Annotated in this window: 13 protein-coding genes; 9 read left to right on the top strand and 4 right to left on the bottom strand. The window is 61.6% G+C overall.

Going from position 1 to position 16,859, the window contains the following annotated elements; all coding sequences use genetic code 11:
* The first annotated feature begins 172 nt into the window (after nucleotides 1–172).
* The 6 genes from sapA to ACMGF9_RS10700 all read left to right on the top strand — a co-directional run bounded on the left by sapA (nucleotide 173) and on the right by ACMGF9_RS10700 (nucleotide 7,073).
* Nucleotides 173–1,822 carry an ABC transporter substrate-binding protein SapA gene (sapA, locus tag ACMGF9_RS10725; RefSeq protein WP_076741183.1) on the top strand — a complete coding sequence of 550 codons (1,650 nt, stop codon included), beginning with the start codon at nucleotides 173–175 and terminating at the stop codon, nucleotides 1,820–1,822.
* Nucleotides 1,819–2,784, top strand: a complete 966-nt coding sequence (gene sapB / locus ACMGF9_RS10720) for a putrescine export ABC transporter permease SapB (protein WP_004930575.1) — start codon at nucleotides 1,819–1,821, stop codon at nucleotides 2,782–2,784. The genes sapA and sapB overlap by 4 nt, the downstream gene beginning before the upstream one ends.
* Complete coding sequence (sapC, locus tag ACMGF9_RS10715) at nucleotides 2,771–3,661, top strand: putrescine export ABC transporter permease SapC (RefSeq protein ID WP_004930580.1); 891 nt, start codon at nucleotides 2,771–2,773, stop codon at nucleotides 3,659–3,661. The genes sapB and sapC overlap by 14 nt, the downstream gene beginning before the upstream one ends.
* Nucleotides 3,661–4,653, top strand: a complete 993-nt coding sequence (gene sapD / locus ACMGF9_RS10710; RefSeq protein WP_016927551.1) for a putrescine export ABC transporter ATP-binding protein SapD — start codon at nucleotides 3,661–3,663, stop codon at nucleotides 4,651–4,653. The genes sapC and sapD overlap by 1 nt, the downstream gene beginning before the upstream one ends.
* Before the next feature lies 1 nt (nucleotide 4,654).
* Nucleotides 4,655–5,467: a putrescine export ABC transporter ATP-binding protein SapF gene (gene sapF, locus ACMGF9_RS10705; RefSeq protein ID WP_004930589.1), complete on the top strand. Its 813-nt coding sequence runs from the start codon at nucleotides 4,655–4,657 to the stop codon at nucleotides 5,465–5,467.
* Nucleotides 5,468–5,888: 421 nt separating this feature from the next.
* A complete protein-coding gene (locus tag ACMGF9_RS10700; protein ID WP_380691614.1) occupies nucleotides 5,889–7,073 on the top strand; it encodes a CMD domain-containing protein in 1,185 nt (394 codons plus the stop codon).
* A gap of 43 nt (nucleotides 7,074–7,116) precedes the next feature.
* On the opposite strand, the gene ACMGF9_RS10695 is transcribed toward ACMGF9_RS10700, so the two are convergent.
* Nucleotides 7,117–8,022, bottom strand: a complete 906-nt coding sequence (locus ACMGF9_RS10695; RefSeq protein ID WP_118891987.1) for a LysR family transcriptional regulator — start codon at nucleotides 8,020–8,022, stop codon at nucleotides 7,117–7,119.
* A 65-nt stretch (nucleotides 8,023–8,087) separates the two neighbouring features.
* Entirely contained in the window at nucleotides 8,088–9,257 is a 1,170-nt protein-coding gene (gene dacD, locus ACMGF9_RS10690) for a serine-type D-Ala-D-Ala carboxypeptidase DacD (protein WP_049239775.1), read from the bottom strand.
* Between the two features lie 282 nt (nucleotides 9,258–9,539).
* On the opposite strand from dacD, the gene ACMGF9_RS10685 reads away from it, so the two are divergent.
* Nucleotides 9,540–11,846: an FdhF/YdeP family oxidoreductase gene (locus ACMGF9_RS10685; RefSeq protein WP_414160222.1), complete on the top strand. Its 2,307-nt coding sequence runs from the start codon at nucleotides 9,540–9,542 to the stop codon at nucleotides 11,844–11,846.
* Between the two features lie 15 nt (nucleotides 11,847–11,861).
* Here the strand turns inward: ACMGF9_RS10685 and ACMGF9_RS10680 are convergent, their stop codons facing one another.
* Nucleotides 11,862–12,716 carry a LysR family transcriptional regulator gene (locus ACMGF9_RS10680; RefSeq protein WP_015378022.1) on the bottom strand — a complete coding sequence of 285 codons (855 nt, stop codon included), beginning with the start codon at nucleotides 12,714–12,716 and terminating at the stop codon, nucleotides 11,862–11,864.
* Nucleotides 12,717–12,815: 99 nt separating this feature from the next.
* On the opposite strand from ACMGF9_RS10680, the gene gloA reads away from it, so the two are divergent.
* Together gloA and ACMGF9_RS10670 are read left to right on the top strand one after the other, a co-directional pair.
* Nucleotides 12,816–13,343, top strand: a complete 528-nt coding sequence (gene gloA / locus ACMGF9_RS10675; protein WP_015378023.1) for a lactoylglutathione lyase — start codon at nucleotides 12,816–12,818, stop codon at nucleotides 13,341–13,343.
* Nucleotides 13,344–13,528: 185 nt separating this feature from the next.
* Nucleotides 13,529–15,463, top strand: a complete 1,935-nt coding sequence (locus ACMGF9_RS10670; RefSeq protein WP_044031130.1) for an exoribonuclease II — start codon at nucleotides 13,529–13,531, stop codon at nucleotides 15,461–15,463.
* Between the two features lie 74 nt (nucleotides 15,464–15,537).
* Here ACMGF9_RS10670 and ACMGF9_RS10665 read toward each other — a convergent pair whose 3' ends face one another.
* The gene (locus ACMGF9_RS10665; protein ID WP_088381644.1) at nucleotides 15,538–16,848 is read right to left on the bottom strand and encodes an MFS transporter; all 1,311 of its coding nucleotides are present in this window, start codon (nucleotides 16,846–16,848) and stop codon (nucleotides 15,538–15,540) included.
* Nucleotides 16,849–16,859: the final 11 nt, after the last annotated feature.

Raw genomic sequence — 16,859 nt, 5'->3', positions numbered from 1 at the left:
GAACGGTAACATGATTTTGTTATATTATAACATAACATGAAAAACTTTTTTCTTGCCGCTGAACGGGCTGATTAATCAAGTCGCAGAAAACTCAGCGATTTTGCTCAATGGATTGGGCTGCTGGTCAGAGTGCGATACACTAACGCTATTGCTGATTAACCCATGAGCCTCTATGCGTGGTTTACCCTTTTGGATACTGTCGTTGTGCCTGACGGGCTCTGCCCTGGCCGCGACAACACCGCCCGCGCCCACCGCGGCGCCGCTACCGGACATTCGCCAAAGCGGCTTTGTTTATTGCGTCAGCGGCATACTGAATACCTTCAACCCGCAAATGGCCAGCAGCGGCCTGACGGTGGATACCCTGGCCGCCCAGCTGTACGATCGCCTGCTGGACGTCGATCCCTACACCTATCGCCTGATCCCCGAGCTGGCGCAAAGCTGGGAAGTGCTGGATAACGGCGCCACCTACCGCTTCCATTTGCGCAAGGACGTGCCGTTCCAGACCACCGCCTGGTTCACGCCCACCCGCAAGATGAACGCCGACGACGTGGTGTTCAGCTTTGCGCGCGTATTCGATCAGAAACACCCGTATCACGACGTGAACGGCGGCGAATACCCCTATTTCGACAGCCTGCAGTTCGGTGATTCGGTGCAGAGCGTGAGAAAGCTCGACGACTATACGGTGGAGATTCGCCTGCAGTCGCCGGACGCCTCGTTCCTGTGGCACCTGGCCACCCACTACGCGCCGGTGCTGTCCGCCGAGTACGCCGATCTGCTGACGCGTGAGGGCCATCAGGAGCTGATCGACCGCGAGCCGGTCGGCAGCGGCCCGTTCCTGCTCAACGAATACCGCTCGGGGCAATATATTCGCCTGGCGCGCAACGCCGCCTACTGGAAAGGGCTGCCGCGCATGCCGCAGGTGGTGATCGATCTGGGCGCCGGCGGCACCGGCCGCCTCTCCAAGCTGCTGACCGGCGAGTGCGACGTGCTGGCCTATCCGGCGGCCAGCCAGCTGTCGATTCTGCGCGACGATCCGCGCCTGCGCCTGACGCTGCGCCCGGGGATGAACATCGCCTATCTGGCGTTCAACACCCGTAAACCGCCGCTCGACAACCTCAATGTGCGCCAGGCGATCTCGCTGGCGATCAACAACCAGCGGTTGATGCAGTCGATCTATTACGGCACGGCGGAAACCGCCGCCTCGATCCTGCCGCGCGCCTCCTGGGCCTATGACAACGACGCGCACGTCACCGAGTACGATCCGGCCAAATCTCGCGAGATGCTGCGGCAGGCCGGCGTCAGCCAGCTGAACCTGAAGCTGTGGGTGCCGACCGCCTCGCAGTCTTACAACCCGAGCCCGCTGAAAACCGCCGAACTGATCCAGGCCGATCTCGGCCAGGTGGGCATCAACGTCACCATCGTGCCGGTGGAGGGCCGCTTCCAGGAAGCGCGCCTGATGGAGATGAACCACGATCTGACCCTGACCGGCTGGGCCACCGACAGCAACGATCCGGACAGCTTCTTCCGGCCGCTGCTGAGCTGCGCGGCAATCCGTTCGCAAACCAACTATGCTCACTGGTGTGATCCGGGCTTTGACGAAGTGCTGCAGAACGCGCTGCTGTCGCAGCAGCTGTCTCAGCGCATCGACAACTACCGCAAGGCGCAGAAAATCCTCGAGCAGCAACTGCCGGTGCTGCCGCTGGCGTCCTCCTTGCGCCTGCAGGCCTATCGTTACGACATCAAGGGATTGGTGCTGAGCCCGTTCGGCAACGCCTCGTTCGCCGGGGTGTACCGTGAATCCGCGCCGGAGGTGAAAAAGTGATTATCTTTACCCTGCGCCGCATTCTGCTGCTGCTGATCACGCTGTTCTTCCTGACGCTGGTCAGTTTCAGCCTGAGCTATTTCACGCCGCGCGCGCCGCTGAACGGCGCCGCCCTGCTGGACGCCTATCAGTTCTACTTCGTCAGCCTGCTGCACTGGGACTTCGGCGTCTCCAGCATCAACGGCCAGGCGATCAGCGAACAGCTGCGCGAAGTGTTCCCGGCCACCATGGAACTGTGCCTGCTGGCCTTCGCCCTGGCGCTGTTCATCGGCATTCCGCTGGGCATCATCGCCGGCGTGCTGCGCGGCAAGTGGCAGGACACCGCCATCAGCACCTTCGCGCTGCTGGGCTTTTCGATGCCGGTGTTCTGGCTGGCGCTGCTGCTGATGCTGTTCTTCTCGCTGCATCTCGGCTGGCTGCCGGTTTCCGGCCGTTTCGATCTGCTGTATCAGGTGAAACCCATCACCGGTTTTGCGCTGATCGACGCCTGGCTGTCGGACTCGCCGTACCGCGCCGAGATGATCGGCAGCGCCCTGCGCCACATGATCCTGCCGATCGCCGCGCTGGCGGTGGCGCCCACCACCGAAGTGGTGCGGCTGATGCGCATCAGCACCGACGACGTGCTGAGCCAAAACTACATCAAGGCCGCCGCCACCCGCGGCCTGTCGCGCTTTACCATCATTCGTCGCCACGTGTTGCACAACGCGCTGCCGCCGATCGTGCCCAAACTCGGGCTGCAGTTCTCCACCATGCTCACGCTGGCGATGATCACCGAAGTGGTGTTCAGCTGGCCGGGTCTCGGCCGGTGGCTGATCAACGCCATTCGCCAGCAGGACTATGCGGCAATCTCCGCCGGCGTGATGGTGGTCGGCACGCTGGTGATCACCATTAACGTTCTGGCCGACATTCTGGGTGCGGCAACCAACCCGCTGAAACATAAGGAATGGTATGCCCTTCGATAACGTATACCGCGAGAAAAAGATGCCGAGCCCGCTGCGCTACACCTGGCGGATTTTCTACGGCGACGCGCTGGCGATGATCGGTTTTTACGGCGTGATCGCCCTGCTGCTGCTGTCGCTGTTCGGCAGCCTGCTGGCGCCCTACGCGCTGGATCAGCAGTTCCTCGGCTATCAACTGCTGCCGCCGTCCTGGTCGCGCTACGGCAACGTGTCGTTCTTCCTCGGCACCGACGATCTCGGGCGCGACATCCTCAGCCGCCTGTTGACCGGCACCGCCGCCACCTTCGGTTCCGCGCTGGCGGTGACGCTGGCCGCGGCGTTCTGCGGGGTGATCCTCGGCGTGTTCGCCGGCGTCACCCACGGGCTGCGATCGGCGGTGCTCAACCATATCCTCGATACCCTGCTGTCGATTCCGTCGCTGCTGCTGGCGATCGTGGTGGTGGCGTTTATCGGCCCCAAACTTGAACACGCCATGCTGGCGGTGTGGCTGGCTCTGCTGCCGCGCATGGTGCGCACCATCTACAGCGCGGTGCACGATGAGCTGGAGAAAGAGTACGTGGTGGCGGCCCGGCTTGACGGCGCCTCCACGCTGCAGATCCTGTGGTACGCAGTCATGCCGAACATCGCGGCAGTGCTGGTGACCGAGTTCACCCGCGCGCTGTCGATGGCCATTTTGGATATCGCCGCGCTCGGCTTCCTCGATCTCGGCGCGCAGTTGCCTTCGCCGGAATGGGGAGCGATGCTCGGCGATTCGCTTGAGCTGGTGTACGTCGCCCCCTGGACGGTGATGCTGCCCGGCGCGGCCATCCTCGTCAGCGTGCTGCTGGTTAACCTGTTAGGCGACGGTATGCGCCGCGCAATCAATGCCGGGGTGGAATAATGCCGTTACTCGATATCCGCAATTTGACGATTGAATTTATGACCGCCGAAGGGCCGGTCAAGGCGGTCGATCGCGTCAGCATGACGCTGACCGAGGGCGAGGTGCGCGGCCTGGTGGGCGAATCGGGCTCCGGCAAGAGTCTGATCGCCAAAGCCATCTGCGGCGTGACCAAAGACAACTGGCGCGTCACCGCCGATCGTTTCCGCTTCGACGACATCGATCTGCTGCAGCTAAGCCCGCGCGAGCGGCGCAAGCTGGTGGGCCACAACGTCTCAATGATCTTCCAGGAGCCGCAGTCCTGTCTCGACCCTTCCGAGAGCATCGGCCGCCAGCTGGCGCAGGCCATCCCAGGCTGGACCTACAAGGGCCACTGGTGGCAGCGCTTCAACTGGCGCAAACGCCGCGCCATCGAATTGCTGCACCGCGTCGGTATCAAGGATCATGACGACATCATGGGCAGCTTCCCGTACGAGCTGACGGAAGGCGAGTGCCAGAAAGTGATGATCGCCATCGCGCTGGCCAACCAACCGCGCCTGCTGATCGCCGATGAGCCGACCAACGCCATGGAACCGACCACGCAGGCGCAGATTTTTCGCCTGTTGGCGCGTCTCAACCAGAACAACAACACCACCATTCTGCTGATCAGTCACGACCTGCAGATGATGAGCAAGTGGGCCGACCGGGTGAACGTCTTGTACTGCGGGCAAACGGTGGAAAGCGCCCAGTGCGAAGAACTGCTGGCGGCGCCGCACCACCCTTACACCCAGGCGTTGATCCGCGCCATGCCGGACTTCGGCCGCTCGTTGCCGCACAAAAGCCGGTTGAATACGCTTCCGGGCGCCATTCCTTCGCTGGAACACCTGCCGATCGGCTGCCGCCTGGGGCCGCGCTGCCCTTACGCACAGAAGAAGTGCATCGAAACGCCGCGCCTGCGCCCGGTCAAAAACCACTTCTTCGCCTGCCACTTCCCGCTGAACATGGAGGAGCAATAACATGGAAACGCTGTTGGAAGTGCGCAACCTGAGCAAAACCTACCGCTATCGTACCGGGCTGTTCCGCCGCCAGCACGTCGAGGCGGTGAAATCGGTCAGCTTTACCCTGCGCGAAGGCCAGACGCTGGCGGTGATCGGCGAGAACGGCTCCGGCAAATCCACGCTGGCGAAGATGCTCTCCGGCATGGTAGAACCGACCGCCGGCGAACTGTTGATCGACGATCATCCGCTGGAATTCGGCGATTATCGTTACCGCAGCCAGCGCATTCGCATGATTTTTCAGGATCCGAGCACCTCGCTCAACCCGCGCCAGCGCATCGGCCAGCTGCTGGACGCGCCGCTGCGGCTGAACACCGATCTTGAGCCCGCCGAGCGCGAGCAGCGTATCAACCAGACTCTGCGCCAGGTCGGCATGCTGCCGGATCACGCCTACTACTATCCGCACATGCTGGCCTCCGGGCAAAAACAGCGCGTCGCGCTGGCCCGTGCGCTGATCCTGCAACCGAAGGTGATCGTCGCCGATGAGGCGCTGGCCTCGCTGGACATGTCGATGCGCTCGCAAATCATCAACCTGATGCTGGAGCTGCAGGAAAAACACGGTATTTCCTATATCTACGTCACCCAGCACCTCGGCATGATGAAGCATATCAGCGACCAGGTGCTGGTGATGCACGAAGGGGAAATCGTCGAACGCGGCAGCACCGCGGAGGTGTTGGCGGCGCCGCTGCACGAATTGACCAAGCGCCTTATCGCCAGCCACTTCGGCGAGGCGCTGACCGCCGATGCCTGGCGGCGCGACGGCGGCCGCTTCTGAGTCACACCTTCACCTACAAACCCGCTGCGGCGGGTTTTTTATCACCTTGCGCGCCTGCCGCTTAGCGAGAAAGCGCACATGCAAATTACATTCTTGTTATATATCCTTATATTTTATTCCTTTCAGTTATTGATTAGTCCGTAACATTATTTTATCTCGCCAGGGCGATCGGTGAGGATATCCCCTACGTTGCACTTCTCATACGACAGGATATCGCACTGATGAACAGCCTTCGCCATCGCCGCCTTACGCAGCTACTGCTCACGCTGGCAGCCGGTTTTTCTGTTTACGGCCACGCCCTCTGCTGTGATGAGCTGCGCTAAAACCGCCTTTCGCCCCGCCTGCGGGCATGTTGCCTCTTTGTCCAGCCGACGCTGCCGCGCGCAGCGGCGGCTGTTGATCATGATTAAGGATTGACCCTATGGAACGACTCCGTCGACAACATAATGCCCAGTGGTATCACGAAACCCAAAGCAGCGTGCGGGGCGATGCGCCGCTGGAACCGCAGGCGGCCACCCTTCGCGATCGCTTTCTGCTGGGGCTGGGCGCCTTCGCCGATGAAGCCTTAAACAATGCGCTCAGCGCTCGCGCCGGCGTGTTCAGCGCCTCGTTGGCCGGCTACCACGCGCTGTTTCCCGATCAGGTGCCATTATCACGATACGTGACATTGTCACCCTACGATCGCCTCAGCACCGCGTTGACCGTCGCTCAGGTGACGGGCGTGCAATCGCTTTGTAGCCACTACGCCGCTCGCCTCGCCCCGCTGCACAGCCCGGACGCCTCCCGGGAAAGCAATATCCGCCTCGCTCAGATCACCCAATATGCCCGCCAGCTTGCCAGCCAGCCCACGTTGATTTGCCGCAAAGCGCTGCAACAGCTCGCCGACGTCGGGCTGAGCCCGGCGGATATCGTCACCTTTTCGCAAATCATCGGCTTTGTCAGCTATCAGGCGCGCGTGGTCGCGGGCGTCGCGGCGTTGGCCGGCCGGCCGGCGGTGGTGGTGCCCGGCTTCCCTAACGTCGAAGACGCCGATGGCGTCGCGTTCAGTGCCGAAGAGTTAAGCTGGACCGCGCGTCTGCCGCCAATCGACACGGAAGCCGCCGCCGCCGAACAGCTTGACGTGCTGGATCAGAGCCACCCGCAGGCGCGCGCCGAATCTTATTATCTGCTGTTGGCGCACGATGCCGCCGCACTGCGCGAGCGTAACGGGGTGTTCAACGGCATCAATGCCGAAGGATATGGGTTATCGAGCCGCCTGAAGGCGCTGGCGACGCTGGCGGTCTCGCGCATCAACGGCAGCCATTACTGCGCGGCCACCGTCGCGCAAGAATTGCAGGATGAGGGATTGGTTCAGGCGCTGTTCGCCGGGCTGCCTCAGGGACTGGCGTATACCGAAGACTCGGTAAAACTCGCGGTGATGCGCACTGCCGCCGAGCTGACTCGCGCACCGGAGAAGTTCACCCCGCAGAGCGTGCAGCCGTTGTTCAACAGCGGCCTGAATCAGGCGCAGGCGCTGGAAGTGATCCTCACCGCCGCGCTCTACGCCTGGGAAAATCGCCTGCGCCAAACGTTGGGCGATGCGGAATCTTTCAGCGCTATCGACTGAATACCACTACGCGGCTAATTACTGGCCGCAATACATTCTTCCTTCAGATATTTTGCCGCCGCAACCACTCGCTGGCGGCATCGAAGAATTTTTGCGCCAACGGCGTGGCGCGCTCCGCCATATCAACCACCACCGCCGCATGGCGCGGCATGGCGGCGATGGCCACCGGCCGGCGCTGCAACGCCGGCATCAGCGGCGATTGCAGCTGGCCGCGCGGGAACAGTCCGCAGCCCAAGCCGACGAAAATGCCCTCGAGCAGCTGGAAGATCGAGGCAGTCTCCAGCCGCGTGTGCAGCGTCAACCCGGCGTCGCGGAAATGCTGATCGAGATAGCGGCGGAAATACCGCGTCGGCTCGGCCAGGCACAGCGGCAAGGCGGCCACCGCCTCCAGCGGCAACGGCGTGTCGCCCACCAGCTTAGGGAAGTGTTGCGGATGAAATACCAGCTCTACGCCGGTTTCCACCAGCGGTTGTGATTGAAAATGCAGTTCCTTCAGCGTCGACAGCTCGAAAAAGCCGATGCCGATGTCGACGGTATGCGCCGTCAACGCCTCCAGCAATTGATCGGCGCTCAGCACCGCCAGCCGGTAATCAAGATGGGGATAACGCTCGCTGACCGCCTTGAGCATTTCCGCCACCGAGATGCTGCACTGCGGCACCACGCCAAGGCGCAACGTACCGTGCAAACCGTGCTTGAGCGACTCCACCTCCAGCTTCAGCCCTTGGTAAACCGAGACGATCTCACGCGCCCACGCCAGCACCCGCTCGCCTTCGGCGGTAAAACCGCCGAAATGGTTGCCGCGGTTAATCAGCGAAACGCCCAGCTCTTTTTCCAGGTTTTTCAATCGCATGGACAGCGTCGGCTGGCTGACGAAGCTGGCCTCCGCCGCCCGGCCGAAGTGGCGTTCCCGTTCTAAATTACACAAATAAATCAGTTGTTTAATATCCATAGCGCGGCTCAATGATCGGCATTCGCGCTCAGTATACCACCGGGCGTCGTCGCTCGCCCGGTGAGTCAGAGCTTCAGCTTCATGTAATCCATCAGGCGTGAGAACACGCCGCCCTGCGGCACCGCCTGCAGCGCCACCAGCGGCAGGGTTTTCACCACCTGGCCATTATCGCTGATGCGGATCTCGCCAACAGTTTGTCCTTTGTTGACCGGCGCTTCCAGCCGCGCGGCATTGATCACGTACTGCGCCTTCAGCTTGTCCGCCTCGCTTTTCGGCAGGCTGAGCGTCTGGTCCTGCGCGCTGCCGACCGGCAAGCGGTGGCTTTCGCCGTACCAGACCGGCTCTTCCCCCAGGCTCTGGCCGGCGCTGAACAGGTGTACGGTGGTAAAGTCGCGCAGCCCCCACGTCAACAGCTTACGCGCCTGTTCCTCGCGGCCTTTGGAACTTTTGCCGCCCATCACCACGGCGATCAGGCGGCGATCTCCTTCGGTGGCGGAGGCGATGATGTTGAAGCCGGCCGAGGCGGTGTGCCCGGTTTTCAGGCCGTCGACGTGCAGAGTCTTATCCCACAGCAGGCCGTTGCGGTTCTGCTGCGTGATGCCGTTCCAGGTCAGCGATTTCTCGCTGTACATGTGGTATTCCGCCGGCTCGCTCATGATGATGGCGCGCGCGATCACCGCCAGATCGCCGGCGGTGGTGAACTGCCCTGGCGCATCCAGCCCGTGCACCGTCTCAAAATGGGTGTTCTGCAATCCCAGCTGGGCGCTCTTCTCATTCATCAGCTTGACGAAGTTGGCCTGACTGCCGGCGACATAGTCCGCCATCGCCACGCACGCGTCGTTGCCGGAATCAATGATGATGCCGCGGCTGAGATCGCGCACCGTGACCCTGTCACCGGGTTTCAGAAACATCAGCGAGGATCCTTTGAACACCGGGTTGCCCTGCGCCCAGGCGTCTTTCCCCACGGTGACGACATCGTCGAGGCCAATCTTATGCTGGTCGAGCGCATGGTCGATCACCAACCCAGTCATCAGTTTGGTCAGGCTGGCCGGATTGCGCCGCTCGTCGGCATTGCCGGCGGCCAACACCTGGCCAGTGGTGTAATCCATCAACACGTAAGAGGCGGCGTCTATCGCCGGCGGAGTCATGGCGGGAAAATGGGACACCGTTTCCGCCGCCTGCGCCGCCAAAGGCAGTAAGATACCGCCGATCACTACTGATACTGAACGCTTCACGCTGTGTTCCTCAGGCCCGCAGGCTAAATAAAATGCCAATATAATCCGTGAGATAGACTGCATGAATTCACTTTCAGACGAAACCATTACTCTTTTGCAGCGGGTGTCTTTATGCAACCATTTGTTTAGGTCAACAAACATCTGCGATAGATATGCTCTATGCCGCCATTGCCCCATTCGATTAGACGCCCGCCTGCCGCGCTCCTAAACTTGTGACATAAATACGCAAAACGCATAAAAAAGCGTTTACTTTTTAGCTACAACCACCTGCGAAGTGTCACCATGAAATTCAAACCGTCAATCAAGCCTTATACCGGCCCGGCGGGCGGCTGGGGTTCGCTTGAAGCCACCACCCGCTTTGTCCTCGACAGTAAACAAACGCTAAAAAACATGCGCAACCTGATGCGCGTCAACAAGGCGCGCGGCTTCGACTGCCCCGGTTGCGCCTGGGGCGACGACAACCACAGCACCTTCAGCTTTTGCGAAAACGGCGCCAAAGCGGTCAGTTGGGAAGCGACGCGCAGCGCCGTGGAGCCTGAGTTCTTCGCCGCCCACAGCGTCAGCACCCTGCAGCAGCAGAGCGACTATTTCCTCGAGTATCAGGGGCGCCTCACCCATCCGATGCGCTACAACGCCGAAACCGACCACTATGAGCCTATCCATTGGCCGGACGCGCTGGCGCTGATCGCCAAACACATCAACGGCATGGACAACCCGAACCAGATCGAGCTGTATACCTCGGGCCGCGCCAGCAACGAAGCGTCGTACCTTTATCAGCTGTTCGGCCGCATGCTCGGCACCAGCAACTTCCCCGACTGTTCCAATATGTGCCACGAGGCGAGCGGCGTTGGGCTGAAGCAGAGCATCGGCGTCGGCAAAGGCACCATCCGCATCGATGACTTCGAAAAGGCCGATGCCATCTTCGTGTTCGGTCAAAACCCCGGCACCAACCACCCGCGCATGCTGCACAGCCTGAAAAACGCCGCCCGACGCGGCGCGCGCATCGTCAGCTTTAACACCCTGCGCGAACGTGGGCTGGAAAGGTTCGCCGATCCGCAGGATCCGGTGCAGATGCTGACGCCAAAATCCTCGCCGATCAGCTCTTCCTATTACCAGCCGAATCTGGGTGGCGATATGGCGGCGGTGCGCGGCATGGTGAAAGCCCTGCTGGAAACCCACCGCCAGCGGCTGGCCGCCGGTGAACCCGCCCTGTTTGACCTGGCGTTTATCGAACGGCACAGCGTCGGCGTAGAGGCTTATCTGGCGCAGGTGGATGCGACCGAGTGGCGGACCATTACCGCACAATCGGGCCTGAGCGAAGCGCAATTGCGCCAGGCGGCGGCCACCTACCAGGGCGCTGAACGGGTGATCTGCACCTGGGCGATGGGCGTGACTCAGCATAAGCACTCTATTGCGACGGTGCGTGAAATCACCAACCTGCAGCTGTTGTTCGGGCAACTGGGCAAACCGGGCGCCGGTCTGTGCCCGGTACGCGGCCACAGCAACGTCCAGGGCAACCGCACCATGGGGATCGATGAGAAGTCGCCGAAGGCGCTGCTCGACAGCCTGGAACGCCACTTTAACTTCATCGCCAATCGCGCGCTGGGCCACAACACGGTGGAAGCGATCGAAGCGATGCTGCGCGGCGAAGTGAAAGTGCTGATCGCGCTGGGCGGCAATCTGGCCGCCGCGGCGCCGGACACCGAGCGCACCGCCCGCGCCCTGCGCAACTGCGATTTGACGGTGCACATCAGCACCAAACTTAACCGCAGCCACCTGGTGACCGGCAAAGACGCGTTGATCCTGCCGACGCTCGGCCGCACCGAACTGGACATGCAGGCCAGCGGCTCACAGTACATCACGGTCGAGGATTCGTTCAGCATGGTGCACGCCTCGGAAGGCATCGGCAAACCGCTGGCGGATACGCAACGTTCGGAAACTGCGATCGTTTGCGGCATTGCCGACGCGGTGCTGGGCACGCAGCAGCTGGACTGGCTGGAGTTGGCCGACGACTACTCGCTGATCCGCGATCATATCGCCGCCACCATTCCCGGCTTCGAGGATTTCAACCGGCGCTGCGACCAGCCCGGCGGGTTCTACCTGGGCAACGCCGCCGCCGAACTGCGCTTCGCCACGCCAAGCGGCAAGGCGGAATTCAGCGCCGCCGCGCTGCCGGCGACCCTGTTCCCGCAGCTGGGCGACGAGCAAGCGCCGTTTACCCTGCAAACCCTGCGTTCGCACGATCAGTACAACACCACCATCTATGGCCTGGATGACCGCTACCGCGGCGTTTACGGGCAGCGCGAAGTGTTGTTCATTCATCCGGAAGATCTGGCGGCGCTGGGCCTGCAGGATGGCGAACGGGTAGAGATAGAAACCCTGTGGAACGACGGCGTGGTGCGTAAGGTAGATGGATTCAAGCTGGTGAGTTACGACATCCCGCGTGGCAATCTGGCGGCCTACTACCCTGAAACCAACCCGCTGGTGCCGCTGGCAAGCTTCGGCGACGGTACCGGCACCCCGACCTCGAAGTCGATTCCGGTGGCAATTCGCCGCAGCGAGCAGCAACCGTCGCTGCGCATCGCCTGAAAACGCGCGCCCGGTTCACGCCGGGCGCGCCAATATTTCCAGGATAGTCTGCAATTCCTCGGACAGCTGATGCCGCCGCCAGACGAAATAGAGATCGCTCACGCCCTCCTCGCCCATTTCCACCACCTTCAACCCCGGCGCCGGCAAGATCAGCGGCAGCAACGAACCCGGCACGCAGGCGACACCGCAACCGGCCTGCACGCAGGCTGCCATCGCGGCATAAGATTCCATTTCCAGCGTCATACGCGGTTTCAGCCCGCGCGAGGCCAGCCAGTGATCGACCTTCAGCCGGAACGAGCACTCGCGGCTGAACGTGTAAAACTCCAGCGGCGCCAGCGTGGCGGCGTCGGGCTGCCCGACATCCGCCGGCATCAGCAGCACCAGCCGTTCGTCAAACGCCTTTTGGCTGGCCAGCAGCGGATGTTCAATTGGGCCGTCGGTAATCGCCAGATCGAGATCGCTGTCGATCAGCATGCGTTCCAGCACCAGCGAGTCGCGGCTCAGCACGTTGATGTGCAAATGAGGCTGTAAACGGCGCAGCCGGGCAATGCGCGCCGGCAAGTGACTGACCAGCGAAAAATCCAGCGCCCCGAGGTTCAGCAGCCCGTGCTGTTGCTCGCCGGCGAACAGCTGCTTGCTGCGCTCGGCCTGCGCCACGATGTCGCGCGCCTGCTGATAGAACAGTCGTCCTTTGGGATTCACGTACAGCCGGTTCTTGTCGCGGAAAAACAGCTCGCCGCCCAGCGACTCCTCCAGCTCGCGCAGCCGCAGCGTGACGTTGGAAGGCACGCAGTGCAGCTCGCGGGCGGCGGCGGCGATGGTTTTGTGTTCCACCACGGTGCAGAAAAACTTCAGCTGACTCAGCTTCATTAATTATTCACTTTTAGTTAGTGTTTTAGTTAAAAACAATCACTTTAGATTAGCATCGATTTCATCTACAGTCTGCCAACACCCTGAGGAGGACCTCTGATGCCACTGAATGACCTACTGACGCTGCCCGGCGTGGCGGCCCAACCGGACGCGGTAACCGACGGTTACGTGTTCAACCACACCATGATCCGCGTGAAGGACCTGACCAAGGCGCTGGATTTCTATACCCGCGTACTGGGCTTTACGCCTGTCTATCTGGAAACGTTCGAAGAAGCCGCTTTCACCATCTGCTACCTGACGCGCAGCCCACGCGAGCAGATCCCGCAGGATGACGACGAACGCAAACGCTGGGCGCTGAGCCAACCGGGCATTCTCGAACTGACCCATAACCACGGCACCGAAAATCAGGCGGATTTCCACTACCACAACGGCAACGGCGAGCCGCGCGGCTTTGGCCACCTGTGCGTCACGGTGCCGGACGTGCGCGCCGCCTGTGAGCGGTTTGAACGCCTCGGCGTCACCTTCCAGAAACGCCTGCACGAAGGCCGCATGAACTACGTGGCGTTCATTCGCGATCCGGACGATTACTGGATTGAAATCCTGCAGCCGACGCCGCTGCGGGACTGATTGCCCCCTCCTTCACCCCGGCCCTCGCGCCGGGGTTTTTCATCTATCGCACTTCGATTGACCATTCTTGCGCAAAATCGCGCGGCAACGCGGGGTTCCGTGACGTTAGGCTTGCTCGCAGCGGGTGATTCGCGTAAAACTGTCAGCCGCAAATCTTGCCACTCACAACCCATTCACTGGACGATATGTTTCAAGATAACCCGCTGCTGGCGCAGCTTAAACAGCAACTTCACTCTCAGACCCCGCGCGTTGAAGGCGTCGTGAAAGGGACTGAGAAAGGCTTTGGCTTTCTTGAAGTAGACGGTCAAAAAAGCTACTTCATTCCACCGCCGTACATGAAGAAAGTCATGCACGGGGATCGCATTATCGCCACCCTGCACACCGAGAAAGAGCGCGAAATCGCCGAGCCGGAAACCCTGGTCGAGCCGTTCCTGTCGCGCTTTGTCGGCCGCGTGCAAAAGCGCGACGATCGTCTGTCCATCGTGCCCGATCATCCGTTGCTGAAAGAGGCGATTCCGTGCCGCCCGGTGCGTGAACTGACCCACAACTTCCAGGCCGGCGACTGGGCGGTGGCGGAAATGCGCCGCCACCCGCTGAAAGGCGATCGCGGCTTCAACGCCGATCTGACCCAGTTTATCACCGACGGTGAAGACCATTTCGCCCCGTGGTGGGTGACGCTGGCACGCCACAATCTGGAAAAAGAAGCGCCGGAGATGCAGGCCCTCAGCGAGCCGGACGCCGCGCTGACGCGTGAAGACCTGACCGCGCTTGAATTCGTCACCATCGACAGCGCCAGCACCGAAGACATGGACGATGCGCTGTATGTGACCGACAACGGTGACGGTTCGCTGCAGTTGACCATCGCCATCGCCGATCCGACCGCCTACGTCGAGCAAGGCAGCAAGCTGGACGATATCGCCCGCGTGCGCGCCTTCACCAACTACCTGCCGGGCTTCAACATCCCGATGCTGCCGCGCGATCTGTCGGACAACCTGTGTTCGCTGCGCCCTAACGAGCGCCGCCAGGTGCTGGCCTGCCGCGTAACCATCGCCGCCGACGGCGCGCTGGGCGACGATATTCAGTTCTTCGCCGCCGAGATCGAATCCAAAGCCAAACTGGTGTACGACGAAGTTTCCGACTGGCTGGAAGGCATTGCCGGCTGGCAGCCGCCGAGCGACGCCATCGCACAACAGATCACCCTGTTGAAACGCGTTTGCGACGCGCGTAACGCCTGGCGCCACCAGCATGCGCTAGTATTCAAAGATCGCCCGGACTACCGCTTCGTGCTGGGTGAAAAAGGCGACGTGCTGGAGATCGTCACCGAGCAGCGTCGCAGCGCCAACCGTATCGTTGAAGAGTGTATGATCGCCGCCAACGTCTGCGCCGCCATCGTGCTGCGCGATCGCCTGGGCTTCGGCGTGTACAACGTGCACACCGGTTTCGATCCCGCGTTGGTTGAGCAAGCGGTCACCGTATTGCAGGCTAACGGCGTGGAAGCCGAAGCCGAAAAACTGCTGACCCTTGAGGGCTTCTGCGAACTGCGCCGCCATCTGGATGCGCAGCCGACTCAGTTCCTTGACAGCCGCATCCGTCGCTTCCAAACCTTCGCGGAGATCAGCACCACGCCGGGGCCGCACTTCGGTCTGGGGCTGGAGGCTTACGCCACCTGGACATCGCCGATCCGTAAATACGGCGACATGGTCAACCATCGCCTGCTGAAGGCAATCATCAACCAACAATCGGCCGAAAAACCGCAGGATGACGTGACGGTGCAGCTGGCGGAACGCCGCCGCCTGAACCGCATGGCGGAACGCGACGTCGGCGACTGGCTGTACGCCCGCTTCCTGCAGGACAAGGCCGGTACCGATACCCGCTTCAACGCCGAGATTATCGACGTGACACGCGGCGGCCTGCGCGTGCGCCTGCTGGACAACGGCGCGGTTGCCTTCATCCCGGCGCCGTTCATTCACGCGGTGCGTGACGAGATGCAGTGCAGCCAGGAAACCGGCACCGTGCAGATCAAAGGCGAAGTGGTTTACCGCCAGAGCGATACCTTGCAGGTCACCATCGCCGAAGTGCGCATGGAAACCCGCAGCGTGATCGCCCGCCCTGTGGCCTGAACGCCAACCTGAAACGGTCGTAACGCAAAACGCCGGCGGTGAGAACCGCCGGCGTTTTTTTCGCCCCGCGTCTGCTAGCGCAGCGGATCGCCGCCGGTTTCACGCAACAGCGGCAGCGCGGCCAGCGAGATCAGCGTCGCCAATATCAGATAGCCGGCGGGCGCCAGCAGCGAACCGCTGAGTGCGATCGACTGTGAAGCGATGTATTGGGCAAAGCCGCCGAAGATTGCGACGCCAAGGCTATAAACCAACGCAAACCCCAGCGCGCGTACGCGCTGCGGAAACAGCTCGGAAATCACCAACAGCGTAGGAACAGACCCCAACGTCGTTAGCCCAACCATCAGCGCAACCACGCTCAGCAACACCGCCGGATACGGCGCCACCGTCAGCAACCAGAAAACCGGCAACGCCAGCAGTAAAATGGCGATCCGCGCCCAGCGGATCAGCGGCAGACGGCCATAGCGATCGCACCAGCCCCCAACCAGCAAACTGCCGCCGAAAGTGATGATCCCGGCCAGCAGCATCGCGGCATAGCCGTAAGTCTGCGCCATGCCCAGATACTTCACCGCAAAGGTACCGAGATAATACATAGAAATGTACGTGGCAACCGTGGCGCCGATGGTCAACATCACGCCGAGCACCACCGCTCGCGAGTGCCGGCGCAGCTGCGCAGGCGGCTCCTGAGTGCGCGGCATCGGCGGCCGGTCGCTTTCCAGCCCGAGACGCAGCCAGCAACCGAGCGGCGCCAGCGCCACGCCGATGAAGAAAGGAATACGCCAGCCCCATTCAGCCATCGCGTTCGGTTCGCCCGAAAGCAGCGGCAGCGCGGCGCTCAACCCCAGCGCTGTCACACCGCCAATCACGCTGGCAATGCCCTGCGTCGCCAGTGACCAGCTGGAATAGAAGCCGCGCCGATTGGGCGGCGCCGACTCCACCAGCAACGACATCGACGCCCCCACCTCTCCACCCGCCGCCACACCCTGGATAAGGCGCGCCGCCACCAGCGTGATGGTTCCCCAATAGCCGGCGCTGGCGTAGGTCGGCGCAAAACCGATCATCGCCGTACCCAGGCTCATCAACGAAATCGTCAGGATCATCGCCGGTTTGCGGCCGCGGCGATCGGCATAGGCGCCGATCAAAATACCGCCCAGAGGCCGCATAATAAAACTGACGCCGAACGTGGCGAACGCCAGCAGCAACGCCAGATTAGGATCGCTCGACGGCGGAAAGAACAGCACACTAATATAAATGACGAAGAAGTTATAAATGCCGAAGTCGAAAAATTCCAACGCATTACCGAAGGAGGCGGCAAATATCACTTTCTTGCCGCCTGTCTTCGACGGCGCGTTTATTTCTGATTGCGTCACCGCCGTATTTTCACTCATTATTATCTTCC

The sequence above is a fragment of the Serratia sp. BNK-23 genome (assembly GCF_047456145.1).
GTDB lineage: Bacteria > Pseudomonadota > Gammaproteobacteria > Enterobacterales > Enterobacteriaceae > Serratia > Serratia nematodiphila.
This window is presented reverse-complemented; position numbering and strand designations above follow the sequence as displayed.